Origin of the sequence: Ignatzschineria larvae DSM 13226 (assembly GCF_038500265.1) — a bacterium.
GTDB classification, from domain to species: domain Bacteria; phylum Pseudomonadota; class Gammaproteobacteria; order Cardiobacteriales; family Wohlfahrtiimonadaceae; genus Ignatzschineria; species Ignatzschineria larvae.
Genome location: NZ_CP150637.1, coordinates 1,345,407 through 1,367,057 on the forward strand (window position 1 = coordinate 1,345,407; position 21,651 = coordinate 1,367,057).

At 39.9% G+C, this 21,651-nt stretch carries 20 protein-coding genes; 7 read left to right on the forward strand and 13 right to left on the reverse strand.

Annotation, left to right across the window (positions count from 1 at the left end; genetic code table 11):
- Positions 1-35 precede the first annotated feature (35 nt).
- Positions 36-1,118, forward strand: coding sequence for a DNA polymerase IV (dinB, locus tag WMO13_RS05595; RefSeq protein ID WP_026878999.1), 1,083 nt, complete (start codon positions 36-38; stop codon positions 1,116-1,118).
- Between the two features lie 192 nt (positions 1,119-1,310).
- Here the strand turns inward: dinB and WMO13_RS05600 are convergent, their stop codons facing one another.
- Positions 1,311-2,195, reverse strand: coding sequence for a LysR family transcriptional regulator (locus tag WMO13_RS05600; RefSeq protein WP_034855755.1), 885 nt, complete (start codon positions 2,193-2,195; stop codon positions 1,311-1,313).
- A 326-nt stretch (positions 2,196-2,521) separates the two neighbouring features.
- Between WMO13_RS05600 and WMO13_RS05605 the strand changes: the two genes are divergently transcribed.
- Positions 2,522-3,301, forward strand: coding sequence for a pirin family protein (locus WMO13_RS05605; RefSeq protein ID WP_026878997.1), 780 nt, complete (start codon positions 2,522-2,524; stop codon positions 3,299-3,301).
- A gap of 34 nt (positions 3,302-3,335) precedes the next feature.
- Here the strand turns inward: WMO13_RS05605 and WMO13_RS05610 are convergent, their stop codons facing one another.
- The 5 genes from WMO13_RS05610 to WMO13_RS05630 form a co-directional block, all read right to left on the reverse strand.
- Complete coding sequence (locus tag WMO13_RS05610) at positions 3,336-3,470, reverse strand: hypothetical protein (protein ID WP_270049113.1); 135 nt, start codon at positions 3,468-3,470, stop codon at positions 3,336-3,338.
- A gap of 94 nt (positions 3,471-3,564) precedes the next feature.
- Complete coding sequence (locus WMO13_RS05615) at positions 3,565-3,708, reverse strand: hypothetical protein (protein WP_156923269.1); 144 nt, start codon at positions 3,706-3,708, stop codon at positions 3,565-3,567.
- A 212-nt stretch (positions 3,709-3,920) separates the two neighbouring features.
- Positions 3,921-5,267, reverse strand: coding sequence for a nucleobase:cation symporter-2 family protein (locus WMO13_RS05620; RefSeq protein ID WP_026878996.1), 1,347 nt, complete (start codon positions 5,265-5,267; stop codon positions 3,921-3,923).
- A gap of 197 nt (positions 5,268-5,464) precedes the next feature.
- Positions 5,465-6,616 (reverse strand): hypothetical protein, encoded by a 1,152-nt coding sequence (locus tag WMO13_RS05625; protein ID WP_026878995.1) that lies wholly within the window; start codon positions 6,614-6,616, stop codon positions 5,465-5,467.
- A 111-nt stretch (positions 6,617-6,727) separates the two neighbouring features.
- Complete coding sequence (locus tag WMO13_RS05630; protein WP_026878994.1) at positions 6,728-7,027, reverse strand: lipopolysaccharide assembly protein LapA domain-containing protein; 300 nt, start codon at positions 7,025-7,027, stop codon at positions 6,728-6,730.
- Between the two features lie 932 nt (positions 7,028-7,959).
- On the opposite strand from WMO13_RS05630, the gene WMO13_RS05635 reads away from it, so the two are divergent.
- Together WMO13_RS05635 and greB are read left to right on the forward strand one after the other, a co-directional pair.
- Positions 7,960-10,023, forward strand: coding sequence for a hypothetical protein (locus WMO13_RS05635; RefSeq protein WP_156923268.1), 2,064 nt, complete (start codon positions 7,960-7,962; stop codon positions 10,021-10,023).
- Between the two features lie 78 nt (positions 10,024-10,101).
- On the forward strand, positions 10,102-10,629 hold the full coding sequence (greB, locus tag WMO13_RS05640; RefSeq protein ID WP_051396234.1) for a transcription elongation factor GreB: 528 nt from the start codon (positions 10,102-10,104) through the stop codon (positions 10,627-10,629).
- Between the two features lie 51 nt (positions 10,630-10,680).
- On the opposite strand, the gene WMO13_RS05645 is transcribed toward greB, so the two are convergent.
- From WMO13_RS05645 to ispG, 3 genes are all read right to left on the reverse strand, one after another.
- The gene (locus WMO13_RS05645) at positions 10,681-11,991 is read right to left on the reverse strand and encodes an arsenic transporter (RefSeq protein ID WP_026878992.1); all 1,311 of its coding nucleotides are present in this window, start codon (positions 11,989-11,991) and stop codon (positions 10,681-10,683) included.
- Positions 11,992-12,188: 197 nt separating this feature from the next.
- Entirely contained in the window at positions 12,189-13,019 is an 831-nt protein-coding gene (gene trmB / locus WMO13_RS05650) for a tRNA (guanosine(46)-N7)-methyltransferase TrmB (protein WP_084331487.1), read from the reverse strand.
- The gene (ispG, locus tag WMO13_RS05655) at positions 12,994-14,220 is read right to left on the reverse strand and encodes a flavodoxin-dependent (E)-4-hydroxy-3-methylbut-2-enyl-diphosphate synthase (RefSeq protein ID WP_026878990.1); all 1,227 of its coding nucleotides are present in this window, start codon (positions 14,218-14,220) and stop codon (positions 12,994-12,996) included. Before ispG ends, trmB begins: the two co-directional genes overlap by 26 nt.
- Before the next feature lie 149 nt (positions 14,221-14,369).
- On the opposite strand from ispG, the gene hemJ reads away from it, so the two are divergent.
- Positions 14,370-14,810, forward strand: a complete 441-nt coding sequence (gene hemJ / locus WMO13_RS05660; RefSeq protein WP_026878989.1) for a protoporphyrinogen oxidase HemJ — start codon at positions 14,370-14,372, stop codon at positions 14,808-14,810.
- Positions 14,811-15,017: 207 nt separating this feature from the next.
- Here the strand turns inward: hemJ and epmA are convergent, their stop codons facing one another.
- Positions 15,018-15,989 carry an EF-P lysine aminoacylase EpmA gene (epmA, locus tag WMO13_RS05665; protein WP_245601158.1) on the reverse strand — a complete coding sequence of 324 codons (972 nt, stop codon included), beginning with the start codon at positions 15,987-15,989 and terminating at the stop codon, positions 15,018-15,020.
- Positions 15,990-16,475: 486 nt separating this feature from the next.
- Here epmA and WMO13_RS05670 point away from each other — a divergent pair, with 486 nt between their 5' ends.
- Positions 16,476-16,685 (forward strand): (2Fe-2S)-binding protein, encoded by a 210-nt coding sequence (locus WMO13_RS05670; protein ID WP_026878987.1) that lies wholly within the window; start codon positions 16,476-16,478, stop codon positions 16,683-16,685.
- A gap of 322 nt (positions 16,686-17,007) precedes the next feature.
- Here the strand turns inward: WMO13_RS05670 and bfr (WMO13_RS05675) are convergent, their stop codons facing one another.
- Together bfr (WMO13_RS05675) and bfr (WMO13_RS05680) are read right to left on the reverse strand one after the other, a co-directional pair.
- On the reverse strand, positions 17,008-17,484 hold the full coding sequence (gene bfr, locus WMO13_RS05675) for a bacterioferritin (protein ID WP_026878986.1): 477 nt from the start codon (positions 17,482-17,484) through the stop codon (positions 17,008-17,010).
- A gap of 148 nt (positions 17,485-17,632) precedes the next feature.
- Positions 17,633-18,103 carry a bacterioferritin gene (gene bfr / locus WMO13_RS05680; RefSeq protein ID WP_026878985.1) on the reverse strand — a complete coding sequence of 157 codons (471 nt, stop codon included), beginning with the start codon at positions 18,101-18,103 and terminating at the stop codon, positions 17,633-17,635.
- A 557-nt stretch (positions 18,104-18,660) separates the two neighbouring features.
- Here bfr (WMO13_RS05680) and WMO13_RS05685 point away from each other — a divergent pair.
- Positions 18,661-20,823: a YgiQ family radical SAM protein gene (locus WMO13_RS05685; RefSeq protein WP_051396233.1), complete on the forward strand. Its 2,163-nt coding sequence runs from the start codon at positions 18,661-18,663 to the stop codon at positions 20,821-20,823.
- 140 nt (positions 20,824-20,963) lie between these two features.
- On the opposite strand, the gene WMO13_RS05690 is transcribed toward WMO13_RS05685, so the two are convergent.
- Positions 20,964-21,302: a YegP family protein gene (locus tag WMO13_RS05690; protein ID WP_026878984.1), complete on the reverse strand. Its 339-nt coding sequence runs from the start codon at positions 21,300-21,302 to the stop codon at positions 20,964-20,966.
- Positions 21,303-21,651: the final 349 nt, after the last annotated feature.

Genomic DNA, 21,651 nt, shown 5'->3' on the forward strand with positions numbered 1-21,651 from the left:
CTGGTCACAACGCATAAAGTAGATCTACTCAAATGATGCAACGAAAGATACTCCACATTGATATGGATGCATTTTATGCCTCTATTGAACAGCACGATCATCCTGAATATCGTGGGAAACCACTCGTTGTAGGATTTTCTGAAGGTCGCGGCGTAATCGCGGCAGCGAGTTATGAAGCGCGTCAATTTGGCATACACTCAGCACTACCGGCTCGTATTGCCAAAGAGCGCTGCCCTCATCTTATTTTTGCGCCGCCTCGCTTTGATCGTTATCGGGAAATTTCTCGGGCAATTCGGGATATCTTCCGGCAATATACTCCGCTCATTGAACCGATCGCCCTCGATGAAGCCTTTTTGGATGTCACCGAAAATCATTTTAATATCAGTGATCCGATTGTGATCGCACAAGAGATCAAGCACAAAATTGAAACCACCCTCGGATTGACCGCCTCTGCCGGCGTTTCATATAACAAATTTTTAGCTAAAATTGCCTCAGATGTGAATAAGCCCAATGGCCTTTTTGCAATTCGACAAGAAGAGGCTATAGCATTTCTTGCGCAATTACCCATTGAAGATTTCTTTGGCATTGGCAAAGCAACGGCACAAAAGATGCATCAATTGGACATTAGTACCGGCGCTGATCTTCAGAATCTCGATGAAGCCTTTCTAATTAAGCATTTTGGCAAGGCCGGAAAAAGTTATTATCACTATGCAAGAGGGGTCGATCTTCGCCCCGTTGAACCGAACCAACCACAGAAATCGGTCGGCGTAGAAGAGACCTTTTTTATCGATTTAAAACTCAAAGAAGAAGTGATTGAAGAGTTAGAGATTATTGCTATTGAGCTTATTCGCCGGGCGAAAAAGAGTGATTTTAGGGGCAGAAATTGCACGCTTAAAGTCCGTTACCGCGATTTTAGTCAGCTCTCCCGTAGTATCACAACCCCCTTTCCACTCGGCGATGATCTTACAGCCCTTTGGAAAGTCGTGCTCTGGCTATTAGATAAAATTCAACTTCATCCTGATCGCGGTATTCGTTTGATGGGCCTTGCCATTGCGAATATCGATCTTGATAAAGCGCAGCTCAATAGCGGATTATCGCAATTACAATTACCGATTTGAATGATAGTAAATTTGGTTTAAGAAAAATGTTTTTTATATAGCCAGTGTGGAACTTTAAAAGAACATCAAACCTGACTCACCAACACTTGCAAGATGCCGGATAGAATAGCTTCCTCACCTCGATCAGCTGATGCGCCGGCATTTGAATAAGCTTATTTTGAACCGATCTGACTATAACTTAATTTGATTCCATTATCGTACCCAATGATCTGCTAATGCTTCTCGCCACCATTGTTGCGCTAATCCCTCATCAGCGGTTCGCCAAGCAAGATAGAGCGTCTCTTCTTTATGCCCTTCAAGTACCGGTAAGGTCACTAATTCCCCTGCGTTAATGGCTTCTTGAACCATTGATTCTGGTAAAAATCCATGACCCATCCCGGCTTTTTGTAGTGCAATTTTATCTGTCAAAGTCGTAACGGTAATCCGTTGCTGCCCTTCATATAATCCTGCCGTTCTTAAAGGTAGATAACGCGCACTATCCGCTAATACAATCGCCGGGTAAGCCAATAAATCATTCCGCTCTAAAGGGCGATCAATCACCGTCAAAGGATGATCCGGCGCAACACAGAAGATAAAAGGAACAACACCAATCGGATAAGTACGATATCCACCTCCTGATGGCCCTTCCCCTACAGCGATCACAAGATCCGCGCGGAATTTCAATAATGCCTCCCACGCGCCCATCATCACTTCTCGAGATAAGGTTAAGGGTGTTGCCACCAATGATTGTTGAAATTGTGTGATTAACGGTAAAATTTGTGTAATAGGAAAAATCTCATCTACAGCGATATGAATCGACTCCTCAACACCGCTAGCTAATTTATTGAGTCTTGATTCAAGGTCTGAAACAGCCGTTAAGAGTGGTTTTCCTTCATCTAATAAAATCTGCCCAATCGGCGTTAAAGTCACGTGTGGGCCATTACGTTCAAAGAATTGTAATCCCATCTGTTCTTCAATCTTAGAAACGGTGTAAGAGATCGTCGAAGGTGCTTTATAGAGCAATTCCCCTGCTTTGGTAAATGAACCTGTCTTTGCAATTGTCTCAATCACTTTAATCGCCTCTAAAGTGAGTCGCATTTTATACTCCTTTATTTGTTCGTATTCATCCATTTTCAAAAATTTCGAAGATAACCATCTATTAATTTCACTTATCGTTGAGAGTTTTCTTCTCTATAATTAGCTATATCAACTATTTTTAACAATTTATTTCTAATATTTTATCTTCTAATTATTCAATGATAGAGACTCTATTGTACCTTATTTATACCAAATTGTCTTATTGCACTAAGACAACTCAATATCACGCCAATAATCCCCATCCAATGTTTCACTCATTGATTCACTTAAACACTTAAAACAGATATTCCACAACATTAAACCTATCAATAGGTAAAGGATTTAAAATGATTAAAGTTCGTTTGGCAGAAGATCGAGGACATGCCGATCATGGTTGGTTAAAAGCCGCCCACACCTTCTCTTTTGCTCGCTATTATGAGCCTACCGAAATGGGATTTTCAGACCTTATTGTCATTAATGATGATCGCATTGCGCCCCATAGAGGCTTTGGGGCCCATCCTCACGATAATATGGAAATTCTCACTTATGTTTTAGAGGGTGAGCTGACCCATCAAGATTCAATGGGTAATAGTGAAACGATCAAAGCGGGCGAAATTCAGTTGATGAGCGCCGGCAGTGGTGTTGTCCATAGCGAGAAAAACGGCAGTGACGATCCTGTTCATCTCCTACAAATCTGGCTATTACCCAATGAAGCAAATACGCCGCCACGATATCAGCAATTAGAATTGCTCGATAATCAAAAGCAGAACCAATTAACCCTTATTGTCTCCCCTAATGGAGAAGATCAATCATTACAGATTCGCCAAGAAACTCGAATCTATGCTGGTGGATTAACGGCAACAGGATCTCTCGATATTCCATTAAAAGAGGATCATTTCTACTATTTTCATCTTGCTAAAGGGAGATTATCCTTAAATGGTCACCGCTTTAAAGCCGGCGATGGTGCTCGTATTTATGATGAAACACAATTGACGCTGTCTGCTACAGGGCTTTCTACTACGGATCTTTCTGCGATAGAAACCGATGCTCTTCATAGTGACAAAGCAGTTGTAGCTGAATTTCTTCTCTTTGAACTTCGCCCTTATCATGAACCCCGAAGAGGTTGATCATATCGTAAATTTGGTTTAAGAAAAATGGTTTTTAAATAGCTATTGGGGGGGTTAAAAGAAGATAAACCTGACTCACCAACACTTGCAAGATGCCGGATAGAACAGTTTCCTTACCTCGATCAACTGATGCGCCGGCATTTGGATAAGCTTCTTTTGAACCGATCATAAAAAACGGTGAACCTTAAGTTAAGGCTCACCGTTTTGATGATATCGTTCAGTGATATTCTACTGATTGTGACTACTTGCAATCCCCAAGCTTATTACAGAGTACAAGCCCCGCCCGCACAGCCGGTATCTTCGATCTCTTCAGGGGTTGAAGTATCAATTGGACGTTCAGAATTCCCCTCTACGCCCGCATAGAGATTATCAAGATCAAATGTTAAATCATCTAACTCATCACTCATACTTTTCTCCTTCTTAATTCGAAGGGTCATTATAGCGATTTTTGATTGTAAAATCTGAGGAATGTGAGTTCTTCAAGCAATTTTTGCAAGCTTTTACAAATATCCAATATCCTTCACAATTCTCTATGTTTTATGCTATTTGCTATTTGCTATTTGTTATCTGTTCTTTGCTTGTTAATAAACAACGTAGTAATCACTTCACACTTTATTGATTAAGCTTCTTCTAACTCATCATCTTGCACAATCTCACGACCGGGTAAGATGAGATTTAAGATGAGTGCAGAGAGCGATCCCACTGTAATCCCTGATTTAAAGATCACTTGAATAAATTCCGGCAAGGCATTTAAGACTTCCGGGCGCATAGTGACCATTAGACCTAAACCAAGAGAAACGGAGATCACAAGACCATTACGCTTATTGATTTCAACCCGACCTAAGACCTGAATACCGGCGGTTATAATCATCGCAAACATCATCAAACCTGCACCCCCTAATACCGGCAGTGGAATAGAGACCACTAAAGCGCCAAAGATGGGGAAGATTCCGGCAAGTACTAACAGAATCCCGGTCATTGCAACCACAAAGCGGCTCGCAACACCAGTCAAAGAGATAATACCGATATTTTGGGCAAAAGTTGAAAATGGAGTTGTAGACATTAAAGCTGCTAATGCCGAGCCTAGCCCTTCACAGAGAATGCCGCCTTTCATTCGCTTGCCGGTCACTTTGCACTGTGTTGCTTCGCCCAATGCTAAGAAGTTACCACTTGATTCCACAATGGTCACAAGATAAGCAATACTCATTCCGATAATCCCTGAAATAGGAAATGAGAAACCATATTTAAAGAATTCAGGTAATGCAAATACAGAGGCTTCTTCAATACCACTAAAATTGGTTAAGCCAAGATCAAAGCCAAAACCTTTTTCAAACAGAATGACCACAAGATAACCCACAACCATTCCAATCACAATTGATGCAGAAGAGAGAATCCCTTTTCCCCACTGTGTAAGCCCAATCACAACGAAGAGCACTAAAAAGGCTACTAATAGATTAGAAGCTGTGGCATATTGTGTCGAGCCCACTTGCCCACCTGCAAACCAATCAAGTCCAACCGGCAATAGACTCAAACCGATCATCGCAACAACTGTTCCCGTCACAACCGGCGGAAAAAGTTTACGAATTTGAGGCATAAAAAAGCTTCCTATAATCATCACTAAGGAAGCTACTAATGAGGAACCTAAAATTCCACTGACGCCATATTCACTATTACCGATCGCTATGGCGGAGGCGACAAAGGTAAAGCTTGTCCCCATCACCGCCGGCAGTCGTAAACCGATCGGACCGATACCGCGAGATTGGACAAATGTGACCGCACCTGAAACTAAAAGCGCTGCATTGACCAAAGCAATTTTCTCGGCCGCACTTAAATTGAGTGCACTGCCAATCACCAAAGGCACTGCGATAATACCACCCAGTGCAGCAAGAAGATGTTGAGCAGCAAGTAAAAGGGAAATGGAAAAAGGGGGCTTATCTTCAAGATGATAGCGTAATTGATCTTTCATAGAGTCTCTCAAGTCTAAATAACGAGGTTATGGGTAGCGATATGAGACCGCACACTACGATAATAGATTGATATGATATCTCGATATGGCATCTTGATATAACCTATTAATATAAAAGGATTTTATATACCAAAGCCAAATTACAACACAGCGTATTATGAGTGGCGATTCAATCCGCCCTATTATACACTTTCAGCCTAATGTTTCACTTTCAATGCAATAATATCGTTCACAGGAATAGAGCGATTCCACTCAAAACAGCTTGGGCAACTCCATTGCAAACTCTTAGTGGTATAGCCGCAAGAGCTACATTGATATTGTGCATATTGATCTAACATTTCTCGGAAAGTTTTCTCAATTAAACGTACTTCAGTCACATCAATACGATACTTCTGCAATTGATTTAAGACCATCAAACCATAGAGATTACTTTCGTTATTTAATACCTTTTGCAGATATTCAATGCCAGCTTCAAGTGATACGGTTTTAATCAGCCAATGCGTTTGCCAAATTTTAAGAAAGATATGGTGATTCTTCATCATCATCTTCGCTAACCAATCTTGAAAAAATTGCATCCGATCTAACAAAACCGAAAGATGATAAACCATCGATAAAATCATTGGAATTAGGTCACTATTTTGCTTCTCGATGAGCAATAATGCCTCAAGCGAAGCTTCATAATTGCCATAATAGTAGAGCGCATAAGCTCGGATCAAATTTGCTCTAGCACAGTTGCGATCAGCACTCAACGCCTTATCAAGCCAAAGCGTTAACCGGTCTAAATTAAGAGACTCCGGTTGCAAAAGTTCCCCTTCTGCAAGCTCACAGTAGAGATGCGAAATTTCAGCATTCAAATTATCATCAAGCTCAGTCAATTGTTCAAGCATTGCAATACTCTGTAGCCATTCACGCTGTTGCTTATAAATTTTGGCAAGCTTTCGAAGAGCCGTCTCTTTATAACCTGATGATTCGAGTAGTAATCTTAATGTGCTCTCAGCGCGGTCTAGCATTCCGGCAACTTGGTAATCTTCTGCCAACGATAAGTAGACTTTATCGGTCAATGCTTGTGTCGGTGCTTCTTTCAGCAGATATTCATGAAGATTAATGGCTTTATTAATTTCCCCTCTTTTGCGAAAAAGATCGCCTAACATAAGGCTAAAATTGAGGTTATCGACATCATAATCAGGCGGAAGTGTTAAGAGCGAGGCATCGATCTCTTTACTCTCCTCCACAAAATAGCGCAGATTGAGATAACGAAGCATTTTCTGCTTCTTGAGATTATCCCGTTTTGCCGCAAGCCAACCAATTAAGAGCCCGAGCGGAAGCAGTAGCCAGATATATTCAAACATGTACATTTAATCCTTGATTGAATAGATCAATCAATCTATTTTGCAATAAGCCCTGCCCGGTCTTTACGGCGATCATCATGAATAGATTACATTTTTTGATAAGTACGATTGTTAAAGCACATGTGTTTTACGCTTCAATTCTGCATTCTCTTTTTCAAGGCGTTTTAAATTGCTTTTTAACGCAAAATGAGAAAAGAGACTTGGAATATTAATCAACATCAGAACACCTAATGTAAAGAGCGCACCAATAATAAAAACGATACAGATAAAGATCGATGTATTCAGTGTCGCTTCGCCTAAAAGATAATTAAAGGTTAATTGGCCATCACGATTGACATAGAAAATTATAAAGACTACCGCAAAGATAAATAACCAAATTGCCAGCTTCAACCAAAAATAGATACGCTTCATAGCTTTATGGATCCTTTGATATTGTTAATTCACTTAATCTTGTTGTTTATTTTTTACTGATTAACTAAGATTACCTCTCGATAATCACAGGCTATACTGTAGCATAATTTGTTATTGTAATCTTTGCATTTTACCCTTATCGTGGTAAATTATAAAGCGTTACCTAGAATTGAGAAGATTGTTAAAAGATCATATTTCAATAAAAACGAGAAGAAATTAACATTAAACGTTTATTCTTGTTAAAATGTTGGAAAATGAGTTGTTTCTTTCATGTCTATTAGGATCTTACCAAAGTAAATTAGATATCCTATGAGTAGCTGATTTCAGATATATCAACATATTATATACCAAAGATAGTCGTTTTAAATACGAAATCACTACAATTCATATAGCAATAGCATGTAAATAACCACAACAAAATTTCTCCTGAAGAAAAATTGGCTTTCTAATTTGAACTGGCACCCCTTCATAGCCATTTTAAGCTTGAAGGCTAATTCAATCGATAATAACAAAGTGAGACAATATAATATATTGAAGTCGAACGAGTATCGTAGATTAATATATTCAGTAAAATTCCTAGTGCATAGACTCACCATAGATTGGTATATGCACACTATATTCTGTATGGCTATCTAACTAAATATAGATAACAGAGATATAGATGACGAAAATATCAATGACAGGTCACTTTTGATCTTATTTTGATTCTGCTTGGGAGTAAAGAGCGCATCAGTAAATGCATCGATAACAACGAATATTGAATAAAGGTATGCCCCCAAATTCATTAATAAATTTACGAATATAGTCATATGAATTCTAAACTTAATAAGCAGTAAAGACGTTATAGATTGATTTGGGATTGATTTAATTTTGATATCCGAACTTATGTCACAACTAATAATCAAATATAAATAGAAAACTACATGGATTTTATGAAAGAGACTACATTAACGCATTGGAAAGAACTCTCACTTACAACAAAGACCTTATTACAGGAGAAGCTTGCATTAAAGCTGATTCAATCCCCCGAGGCTTTTGAGCTATTAGCACAAGTTTCACAACTCATTGCAACAGAACAACTTCATAAAACGCTTCTTCTCACGCTCAATATTAGTGATGCTATCCTCATTCGCATGCTATTAGCTGAAGCAAATCCTGAGTTAAAATTACATCTTATCTTAGCGGATACACCAGATTCCCAGATTAATTTCAACCAAGCAAACATCACAATCATCCCTTATCCGCTCTTTTCACTAGAACGGATTCGCCAACATTCCCTGCCGTTGCTCGATCTCGATATCATTATGATCGATGAAGCAATCCCGGCTAATTTTCTACATGATCTGCTCTTTGTTGATGAATTAAATCGATCGCTTCTTACTATCGAGAATGAAAGCTTGCTATTAGCTTCTGACTTTACTCTGATTACGCAGACATTAACGAAGAATATCCATTCAACGCCGGCGCCACTCAGTCAAGTCCAAGAAACAACCGTAGAAGCACCACAAAAAATTACGCTTACAAAGAACAAAAAAGTAGCGAAAACTGAGGCAGATGCGACAGAAACAGTAGTAATCGAAGCTAAAACAGAAGTAGATACTCCGAAAATGAAACGCGCTAAAGATACTGCCAAAAATACCGAACATTCTGTCACAGCAGATCTTACACAAGATAGTGCGCCATCTTCTGATCAAATAAAATCGCCCCAAAAAACTGAAACCCCGGCATTACCAGAAAGCCCCTTTATTGCGCTAGTACCTAAAAACCTACAGCGCCAATATATTCGCGATTATATTCGCACTCATCACCTGCAACATCTTTTGATCGTCACCCACAATCGGCAATCAGCACGATTACTAGAAAAATACCTCTATCGCGCGCGTATTCGGAGCCGCGTAGTACATGAAAAGATCAATGATGAGACGGCAACTAGCCTATTCGAACGCTATAACAAAGGGCAATTTACTGTCTTTATCTTAATGCATCGCGTAATTGAAGAGTTTGCTTCTAAAATTGAAAAGTGTGATTCTGTCATGTTTCTCGATTTCCCTACCGTCTATTCAGAGTATGCTGAGCGTTTTGAATTTATTCAAAATCATTATAAACCTGCTCACTTTATCTCTATTGCTACAGAAAATGATAAAGCTTGGATTCAATCTTTCACTGAAGAATATCCGCAATTAGGATTGCCGATTATTCCTATTGATATCGAACCACCTAAGCGCCGGGAACCGAAAGACGATTCTGCAAAAACAGCTGACCATAAGCGAGAAAAACCAGTTAAAGGGGGGCATAAGAAACCGCGTAATGCTCAACAAACAGCGCAACAAATAGAAGAAGTTGATCTTCAAACTGCGCCTGCAACTGATGCCAGAGCACGCAAAGAAGTGGGCTCTCAAAATAAAGAGATCGTAACCTCTTCGCAATCGGCTTCCACAGAACAGACGCGCGATAATCATCAAAATAATCAAGATAATTCAAATCAAACACTCTCGAGAGAACGTTCACAAAAGAATCGTAAAACGGTAAAACGTACTCGCTCACAGGCGGGTGAGTCTCAAGATAATAATGGCAATGGCAGTGGTAATGTTGATAAACGACAAACTAGACGCTCATCGCCACAACGAGGACAAACCCGCAGTAACAATCCGCGCAATGATCGTCGCAACAACAAAAATCAGAATAGCCATCAGCCAACAGGTGATAGCCAGAGTGATTTCTTTAATGTTAATCAAGATGAGATCGTCAACCGCAATCGCTTACCCTTTGAATCAGGTTCTTTTGAAGCGAATATTGCGCGTGAAAATCGCCGTAGAGGACGGGATCCTTTTGGTGTTCCCGGCGGTATCGGTCAATCTACTAGTGGTAACTTTATCCAAAATATTACTCAAGGTTACGGCAATGGTAATGGCAACGGCGGCAATGCCGGCAATAGTTCAGACAATAACCGCCGAACACAACGTCGCCCAAGAACTAAGAATAATCGTAAAAAATAGCCAAAAACTTCGAAGAAAGTAATCAATCAGTAATTTATCAGCACGCATCAATAGCAAAAAAGGATTCATAATAAAGTCATGAGTGTCAATTTAATTACGCCGGAGGGCCTTGCCCTTTTGCAAAAAGAGCTCGATTTTCTATGGCGTATTGAACGCCCTGAAATTACTCAAAAAGTCACCTGGGCTGCAGGATTAGGCGATCGCTCTGAGAACGCTGATTACCAGTTCAACAAACAGAAGTTAAGAGCCATCGATCGGCGTGTACGTCATCTTCGTAAGCGCCTTGAGCTTCTTCGTCCGGTCCCCTATTCCCCTAGCCAAGAGGGAAAGATTTATTTCGGCGCTTGGGTACGGCTTTCAGATGAGGAAGAGAATAGCCTCTACTTTCGGATTGTTGGTGCTGATGAGATTGCCCATCATAGAGATTATGCTTCCATCAACTCTCCAATCGCCAAAGCTTGCCTTGGTAAAGAAGTGGATGATGAGGTGATTGTCCGCACTGAACTATTAGAAAAACAGTGGTTTATCGATGAGATTCATTATGGTGTGCCCGATGAAATCAGAGCGGAATTAGAAGCGCCGTTACAAAGTAGTGAAGCGCGATAATGATCTCTCCTCATTATTCTCTATCCACTAATATTCACTAAAAATTATTCGTTAAAACAGTGTTAACCTTGCCGCTAAAGCGATTAGTGTCATCAGAAGTACTGGCAATGTTAACACAATCCCGACGCGGAAATAGTAGCCCCAGGTGATCTTCATATTTTTAAGCGATAGAACGTGAAGCCAGAGGAGCGTTGCAAGGCTTCCAATGGGGGTAATTTTCGGCCCTAAGTCACTACCAATGACATTGGCATAGACCATCGCTTCCTGTGTTAAACCTGTTGCATTTGAGGCATCAATAGAGAGTACGCCGATCAGAACAGTGGGAAGATTATTCATAATGGAAGATAATATCGCCGTTAAAAATCCCGTCCCTATGGTGCTTACCCAAATACCGAGTCCTGCTAATTGGTTGAGTAATATCACCAAATAATCCATCAATCCGGCATTTCGTAAGCCAAATACCACTAAATACATCCCTAATGAGAAGAGCACTATCTGCCAAGGTGCCGAGAGTACGATCTTAGGGACATCGATTTTCTGCCCCTTCTTAGCAATCAATAGCAAAATCAAGGCGCCAATGCCGGCAATCACACTAATCGGTACCGAGATTAGATCAGAGATAAAGAAACCGATTAAAAGCAACCCTAAAACCCACCAGCCGGCCTTGAAAGTTAGAGGATCGACAATTGCATTACGGGGGATAAGTGCTTCAAGACTTCCGGCATCTTGTTTTGTCTCTAACTGATATTGAAATTGTAGATCCCGGCGATAGAAAAGATAGAGAACCGCTAATGTGGCTAATACAGAGATCATATTCACCGGAATCATGACTGATGCATAACGACCAAAATCGATGCCATAGTAATCTGCCGAGATAATATTGACGAGGTTTGAAACCGTTAAAGGCAGACTCGCTGTATCTGCAATAAACCCAGCGCCCATCACAAAAGCGAGCGTTGAAGCTCGTGACGCCCCTAATTGCAATAAAATCGCCATTACAATCGGTGTTAAGATCAGTGCTGCGCCATCATTGGCAAAAAAGGCTGAAATTAAGGCACCTAATAAGATCATATAACAGAATAGTCGCCGGCCACTTCCTCGCCCCAAACGTGCCATATAGAGCGCAGCCCAACGGAAGAATCCAGCTTCATCTAATACCAAGCTAATAAGGATAATCGCAATAAAGGTCAATACCGCATTCCAGATAATACCCCATACCGTTATGATATCTTGCCAATCGATTACACCGAAAATCAGCGCTAACAGAGCCCCTATTGTTGCACTATAACCAATGCCTAGCCCTTTAGGTTGCCCTATGACCAGAATCAACGTAAAGATAAAAATAACAATCGCTAACAACATTGTGGTTCCTTTAAAACAGTCAAGTAGGAGTGAAGAGGAAAAAGAAGAAATCAGTTATTCACCATAAAACTGGCAATAAAAAACGATAGAGATCAAATTGTTATGCCTTATCTCTATCGCTCTATTCTACGGACTTTTGTATATTATTGCGTTGATTTTATGACTCTAATGAAGAGACAGCATTGTGATTCATCAGACTATTTTTTCAAAAAAACAAGATCCCAAACGCCATGGCCTAATCGCTTACCGCGCGCTTCAAATTTAGTAGGCATTCGATGATTAGGTTCCATCACAAATCCCCTATTGATTGAGGCATCCACGCTATTCATATAATCCGGTGCACTTTGCATGACTTCCATCATATGCTCAGCATAAGGTTCCCAATCAGTTGCTAAACAGAGTCTTCCACCTTTTTTCAATTTCTGTGCAATGAGTGCTACAAATACCGGCTGAATAATGCGACGCTTATTGTGCTTCTTTTTGTGCCAAGGATCAGGGAAAAAGACTTGGACACACTCTAGACTTTCATCAGGAATACAATGCTTGAGAATATGAACGGCATCATAATCAATGGCTCGAATATTAGTGAGCCCCTTCTCCTCTACATCTAAAAGTAGACGACCTACACCAGGACGATGTACCTCTAATCCTAAGAAATCACGATCAGGTTCCCGCTCAGCCATCTTTGAGAGTGAAGCACCATCCCCAAAGCCGATCTCAAGTGTTCGCTTCTGATTCTCTCGTCCAAAGAGTGCATCTAAATCCCAACGGGCATTCACAGCTTCATGATCAATAAGATAAGGACTTTCTGCCAAAATCCGCTCTTGACCTTTAGTCAAGCGCCCTTCCCGTTTTACAAATGAGCGAATAGTCCGGATATAACGACCGCCGGCTTTCTCTTTAATGGCGTCTATATCCAGTTCACCGGCATTCTTATTGTCATTTGCAAGGGATTCGTCTGATACATTATTCGACGAATGTTCTGTTGAGCTCTGCTCATCTTTATTGTTGTTTACGATATTTTCCATCAATATATTCATCTATAATTTGTTTAAATTCTTCGGCGATATTTTCACCTTTCAATGTAACTGCACGCTCACCATCAATATAGACGGGCGCTACAGGCTTCTCACCATTTCCTGGCAAGCTAATACCAATATTGGCCATTTTCGATTCACCCGGCCCATTGACAATACAGCCCATTACAGCGACAACCATCTTCTCAACGCCTTCATAATTCTGCTTCCAAAGTGGCATATTATGATCAATATAAGATTGAATCTTTTGCGCTAAATATTGGAAATCATCACTACTTGTGCGACCACAGCCGGGGCAAGCAACCACTTTAGGGGTAAAAGCGCGAATCTGTAGGCTCTGTAGAATCTCTTTTCCGACCAAAACTTCCTCTGTGCGTGGGGCATTCGGTTCCGGCGTGAGAGATATGCGGATCGTATCGCCAATCCCTTCTTGTAAGAGAACCGCTAACGCTGAGGAAGATGCCACGATGCCTTTCATTCCCATTCCCGCTTCAGTTAACCCTAAATGAAGCGGAACCCGGACTTTAGGGGCAATATCACGATAGACTTTGATCAATTGCTGACTTTGGCTCACCTTAACAGAAAGAATAATATCCTCATCAGTCATACCGATCTCTTTAGCAAACTCAATACTTTCAAGTGCCGAGACAATCATCGCCTCACACATAAGCTCATCATTCGTTAAGGGGACTGCACGTTTAAGATTTTCATCGACTAAGCGTTTTAAGACTTCAGGATCAAGGCTTCCCCAATTCACGCCAATACGTACAGGTTTACGATACTTGAGTGCCTCTTCAACGATCGCCGAAAATTGCTCATCTTTACGCGCCCCACGTCCGACATTACCGGGATTAATTCGTAATTTTGCTAAAGCTTTAGCGCACTCAGGTTCTGCCTGTAACAAGCGATGACCATTAAAATGGAAGTCACCAACAATCGGCGTATCGTACCCTAAAGTTGTGAGTTTCTCTACGATAAATGGTACTGCTTTCGCCGCCTTTTCTGTATTAACGGTCACTCTAACAAGCTCAGAGCCACTATCCGCTAAAGCGATAATTTGTGATACCGTTTGATCAACATCTTCCGTATTTGTATTCGTCATCGATTGCACACGAATAGGGTAATCAGAACCGATGCCGACATTGCCCACCATCACTTGGCTTGTGGGTCGTCTTTTAATGGTAAAAACCATGTAAATATCCTTTAAGGTAAGAGAAACATTGTGGTCTATTATCGCTAAAATCGCCCTCTTTCACAAGCAGACGCACTATCTGATTATTTGCTATAATAGATCCTGATTTTATCACTCTTCTTTTATTCTATTTTGGAGAATAGGTTATTATGTCATATTTAGTCTTTAAAGCGCTCCATATTATCTTTATGGTGACCTGGTTTGCCGGGCTCTTCTATCTTCCAAGAATCTTCGTCTATCACGCTTCTACAACTGACCCTGAAACTAGTGCTACCTTTAAAATCATGGAACGTAAACTGATGATTATGACCCATATTGGGGGTGCATTAACCATTATTTTTGGCCTGATTTTAGTCATGCAAAACCCAATACTATGGAAGTTTGGCTGGTTCCATTTTAAACTTACCTTAGTATTCTTATTAGTGATCTATCACTACTTCTGCTATCACTACATGATGGTCTTTAGAAAGGATCAAAACAAGCATTCCCACAAGTTTTATCGTTATTTCAACGAGATCCCAAGCGTTATTCTAATCATCGTAGTTTTCTTAGTCATTCTTAAAGGGATTCCCTTTGTGAACTTCTGGTAGAAATGACTGATAATCCCCAATAATTTAATACTCAAAGCGCACTATCAATCACGATAATGCGCTTTTCTTTTTTATTCAATCCAGGCGAGTCATCGATTGTGTGACGTTTTCTCACTTCTTACAACCGATGCGCCGGCCTTTAAATAAGGCTTATTTTGAACCGCTCTGACTATGCATTGCACTTTTATAAGATTATCCGTCAATCATTTAAGCCTTTTCCCAACCAAATGGAATGACCATTTCAATCTCTTTTGTCTGCTCTATCGCCATCAATAATCGATCGACACCTAAAGCAACACCGCTACAAAATGGGAGTTGATCTAAAGATTCTAGCAATAATTCATCAATCGGAACAGCGTCCATACCACATGCGACTCGCTTCGCATTTTCCGCTTCAAAACGCTTGCGCTGCTCTTTAGCATTGGTCAATTCTTCATAACCGTTAGCTAGCTCTAAACCTTTCCAATAGAGCTCAAAGCGTTTACCTACAAATTGACCATCGACTTCTACAATCTTCGATAAAGAGGCCTGTGAAGCAGGATAATGGTAGAGAAGTGTCAATTTATCAGGGTCAAATTGAGGTTCAATGAGATGAGAAACAATCAGATCTAAAGCCTCATCTCTATCCCGTAGCGTAAAGGTTAAATCGATCTTATTCATCTCCAATATTGCTTGTAACTCTTCAAGGCTTGCCGTAAAAGGATCAAGATTTAAGTGGGTTAAGAATGCCTCACGATAAGTCATCATCTCTACTTCAAGCGGTAGGTCTGTCAAAATTTTGATAAGAAGAATCACTTCTTTCATCAATTTTTCAAGATGGTAGTCTAAGCGATACCACTCTAGCATGGTAAATTCAGGATTATGTCGTCCACTTAGCTCCCCATCCCGAAAAACCTTCCCTAAATAGTAACAAGAACCGACTCCTTGTGCTAAGAGGCGCTTCATATGGTATTCAGGGGATGTAATCAGGTAAAAAGGCGCTCGGTAATATTCCCCAGGTCCATGATAGCTGGTCACAAAATTAAGCAATGCCGGGTCAGGGTTACCAAATTGACTTAAAATCGGTGTGTCAACCTCAACGACCTCTTCCAAAAAAAAGTAATCACGAATTGTACGAAACAATAACCCTCGTCGCCATAATCTATTTTGCAATAACTCTCCCTCTTCTTTTAGATTCATTATGTTTTACTCCTTATTAAAATATTTAAGCAATCTCTATAAATTCCATAACTTATTAATAGGATAGATAAATTCTCATCTCTATATTCCTCATCTATGTACTATCTTCAAATATATACATTCTTCATATACATTCTTCATATATATTAATTGAAAATGATTAATTAAAAATAAAATATTAGTTCTATCTATCCCCTAAAAGCCAGCATATTCCGTTCCGCTATTAATAAATTAAAATTCTTTTATTCACTCCAATTGTTATGAGGTGTTAACTATTACTCTTAAATAATAGTACATATTTTTGAATATGTTTTAAATATGTTTTAAATATGCTTTAAAATATGCTTTAAAATATGCTTTTTTTACATCACTATTTTGATAGTGTCATTTGTTGTCTGCAAGGATAAAAATAAAATCATTTATCAGTTGCAAATGGGAATAATTATTATTAAGATATAGAAAAGTTACTGATAAGAGGATTAAATCATGTTTATTTGTCTTTGCAATGGAATCACCGATAAAGCAATCGTCGAAGCAGTCGAGAATGGCGTCACTACTTTTGAAGCATTGCAAGCACAATTAGGTGTTGCAACTTGTTGCGGAAGTTGTGCTGATATCGCCAAAAGTTTTCTACCTGGTGAAGCCTCTCCTATCGAACAAGGGATGCCTGTCCCTCAAGCGTATGAATTACGCTAAGATACTCTTTCATCGCGAATACCATAGTAAATTTGGTTTAAGAAAAATGGTTCTTAAGTGGCTAGTGAAATCTTAAAAGAACATCAAACCGCGCTAAACAACGCTTGCAAGATGCTGGATAGAACAGATTCCTTACCTCTTACAACCGATGCGCCGGCATTTAAATAGGCCTATTTTGAACCGATATTACTATAACAACATTGTAATATCATTAGCATAAATCGAAATGAATTGAGAACCGATTAAAAACCCTCAAACTGCATAGTTTGAGGGTTTTGACTTTCTACCGGTTCAGCTTGTTATATTCAGCTAATGAATAGAATTAATCTGCTTTTTCGATCTGTTTTTGCAAATAGACATCTAAGCCCATTAATTCGATGTTCTCTTGTTGAGTCTCAATCCAATCAATATACTCTTCGCTCTCATCTAACATTTCAGATAGAAGATCACGAGAAACATAATCCTGCACAGATTCTAAATGTTCAATAGCCGCTACTAATGTCGCACGTTTCTCATATTCCCGAGCAAGATCACATTGTAAAATCTCCGGCACATCTTCACCGATCAATAATTTCCCTAATTCCTGCAAATTAGGTAGACCTTCGAGTAATAAGATACGCTCGATCAGATCATCAGACTCTTTCATATCCTCGATCGACTTTTTATAGATCGGATGTCCTAACCCTTCAAAGCCCCAATTCTTTAAAATACGTGCGTGCAAAAAATATTGGTTAATTGAGATAAGGTATTGACCTAACACCTTATTAAGATGTTGCAACACAGTACGTTCAATTTTCATGATATCCATTCCCTTTCTAACGAGTTTTATCTCTATTGGTTAATCCCTATTAACAACGATTCCGACCGATCAATGATAAATCCTATACTCTACAATTTATTCTGTAACCGATCAGAATCAACAACCCTATCCACTTATAACTATTCGTTTACTCAGCCAATTGATGTTGTAAGTAGAGCGGTAATGAGATTGTATCGATTAAACGTAACTGTTTTTCAAGCCAGTGCGCATGATCTTCTTCAGTATCTTGAAGCTGAACCACTAACATATCGCGAGTGACATAATCTTGTTTCTCTTCACAGAGCGCAATCCCTTTCTTAAGCGCTTCACGCACAGAGTATTCTAGATTAAGATCACTTTGTAACATCTCAGGTACTGTCGCCCCGATATGAATCTGATCAGGCACCATTTTAGGGGTACCTTCTAACAGAAGAATACGGGCAATAATTAATTTTGCGTGTACTGTTTCATCTTCCATCTCATGGGCAATGCGCTCATAAAGCTTCATATAACCCCACTCTTCATACATCGAAGAATGAATAAAGTACTGATCACGCGCCGCTAATTCGCCCGCAAGTAATACATTTAAATAATCAATAACTTCTTTATTGCCTTTCATAATCGATTCCCTTTGCTAATGCTTTTTCAGTTAATCTTAAAATAGATCTTTCTCTCTTACCCCCTATTCTCCCCATTCAGGATGAATAAAACATTCACTAATGCTCAGTAATGAAAGAATAATCTACTATTCTCTTCTATAGTATAAGTAATATCCTGACGATTGACGAATCGAGATTGATTCCCACAATCCAAAAGATACAAATGGCAACAATTCCCAAATAAAGATGTATGATAATTCGATCCAGAGTTAACGCAATCCTCGGCATTGCAAGACTTTTTAACAATACTCCTTGGCCGTAAATAGGAATTATTTGTAATTATATGAATAATTCACGACCTGATATAGATCAATATTTATGCAAATCAGCGATAGATCTTTTATAATAAAGTCTCATTAAACGATCCCTCAAAAACAGAAGAATACAAATTACGGCTATAAATAGCGCTTTTTCTGAAAAAAATCACGATCTTTACATCACGGCTACTGAATAAATTCTCAAAAAAATGTATTATCTCCCCCTAGACTTTCGATACATAGAGGAATGAATTTATATTATGCGTCAATTTGATGGGGTTACCCCACTCTTTTCTTATCGTAAATATTGGGCTCACCGGTTTGGTACCGCACCTTTTTTACCCACAACACGAGAAGAGATGGATCTTTTAGGTTGGGATAGTTGCGATATTATCTTCGTCACTGGCGACAGCTATATCGATCACCCAAGCTTTGGAACCGCTATCTTAGGTCGATTATTAGAAGCGCAAGGCTTTCGTGTTGGCGTAATCTCCCAACCCAATTGGCGCTCATCAGAGGATTTTGAACGTTTAGGGCCACCCAATCTCTATTTCGCCGTCAACTCCGGCAATATGGATTCTATGGTCAATCACTATACTTCTGATCGTAAAATTCGTCGCAATGATGCCTATACTGCCGGGGATGTTGCCGGTAAGCGCCCAGATCGTGCAGTGATTGTCTATACCCAAAAACTTCGGGAAGCATTTAAAGATATTCCAATTATTATTGGCGGGATTGAAGCCTCTCTTCGCCGAGTGGCTCATTATGATCACTGGACAGAAGTAGTACGCCGTTCGATTTTAGTCGATAGCGCTGCGGATCTTCTACTCTATGGTAATGGGGAACGTTCTATTACTGAACTGAGTCATCGTCTTGCCAATGGAGAAACAATTGATCAAATTACCGATATTCGTGGATCGGCTATGTTGCGTCCTCATGGTAAACATCATTTTAATCGCCATGAACTCGATTCAACACATTTTGATCATGTTGGGAAAATTGACCCTTATATCAATCCTTATGGGGAATCAGTGGATGCCAAGAAATGCCAAACGAATGTTGCGCTAGAAGCACCAACCGATGCACAGGCTGGAAAAAGCGAAAAAATTACCCGTACAGATGTCACAATCCGTCTTCCTAGTTTTGATGATGTTTCGACAACGCCGGCGCTCTATGCCCATTCTAGTCGAATTTTACACCTTGAAACGAACCCTTTTAATGCGCGCCCTTTAGTGCAGCAACATGGGGATTTAGATGTCTATCTTAATCCACCGCCTATTCCCCTCTCAACGAAAGAGATGGATGCTGTCTACGCGCTCCCCTTTGAACGTGCGCCCCATCCTAGTTACGGCGATGCCCATATCCCTGCTTGGGAGATGATTAAACACTCTGTCAGCATTATGCGGGGATGTTTTGGCGGTTGCTCTTTCTGCTCGATTACTGAGCACGAGGGACGAATTATTCAGAGTCGTTCAGAGAAATCAATTCTCAATGAAATTGAAGAGATTCGCGATCGTGATCCAAGCTTTACAGGTTATATCTCCGATTTGGGGGGACCTACCGCTAATATGTATCGATTGGCTTGTAAAGATCCGAATATCGAAAAGCATTGCCGGAAACTCTCTTGTGTCTTCCCTGGCATTTGCCAAAATCTCGATACCAATCATAAACCCCTGATCGAGCTCTACCGTAAAGCGCGGGAGATTGATGGTATTAAACGTATTCATATTGCTTCCGGCGTTCGTTATGATCTGGCATCTCAAGAGCCGGAATATATCAAAGAATTAGTCACTCATCATGTAGGTGGATACCTCAAAATTGCACCGGAGCATACTGAAGAAGGTCCGCTTTCTAAAATGATGAAACCATCCATGAAAGCATACGAAGACTTTAAAGTACTCTTTGAAAAATACTCCAAAGAGGCCGGCAAAGAGCAATATCTCATTCCCTACTTTATTGCGGCTCACCCGGGAACAACCGATGAAGATATGCTTAATCTTGCGCTTTGGCTCAAGAAAAATGATCTTCGTGCCGATCAAGTACAAGCCTTCCTACCCACACCGATGGCGCTCTCCACAGCGATGTATTACTCAGAGCGTAATCCTCTCAAACCCATTCGCCGCAATTCAGAGCACGTAGGAACAGCAAAAAGCCTCAAGCGCCGGAAAATTCATAAAGCATTCCTCCGCTATCATGATCCTGATAATTGGCCATTACTTCGCCAAACACTGAGATACATGGGTCGAGGGGAACTCATTGGTTCTGGTAAAGAGTGTTTAATCCCCGCAGAGAGCCGTAGAGAACGGGAACGCGGTACGATTAATCGAAATGGTCATCGCCCTAATGCTACTAGACGTGGTCAAAAATTCACGACGAATCATCAGGGAATTCCAAGAACGAAGAAATCTAGTAGAAGCAAGTAATCTTAGATATTGAAGATCAATAATCTGTAAAGCTTAGACTGAAAATTTATCGTCAAAATGAAAACGCCTAATAGTTTTATTAGGCGTTTTATTAGGCATTTTCTTAATCTATATTCGTTATTTAAATTGGTGATGCATCACTACTCTGCAGTTAAATCCACAATCGTGGCATCTGCTGCATTTTTGGTCACAGATTTAATACCATTATCGCAACCTGATTCACTCTTATAACTTTGACTACTACCTACGACTTGACCATTAGTTGCTTTTAAATTAAAAGAAAACTTTCCAGTATCTGAGCTTTTTTTCTCATAGCGATTAGGATCCACTGAGTTTTTTTGTACTGAAGCAATCCCCTTTTTGCAACTTGTCTTTGTCGCATAACCTTGACTACTTAAAATAATTTCACCATTCCCTGCTTTTAATCGGAAATAGAATTTATCATTTTTCGCCAAAAATATTTCAAACTTACCGCTCATAGTCACTCCCTGTTTACTAGAAAATATAGCTTCCGTTATCAATGTTAATATCTAATCTAAATTGTTACTTCTCATTATTCATAAAGTTAATTATAAATTGTTATCGTTATCATTACAAACAATAAGTTATATTGACATCACAGATTAAATAATCATGCAAGCTGATAGCATCAGCGTAGTAAATTGGGTTTAAGAAAATTGGTTTTTAAGCAGCTATTGCGGAGTTTTAAAAGAAGATAAAACTGTGCTAAACAACACTTGCATGGTGCCGGGTAGAACGGCTTCCGTACTTATTACAACCGATGCGCCGGCATTTTAATAAGCTTATTTTGAACCGATATTGCTATAC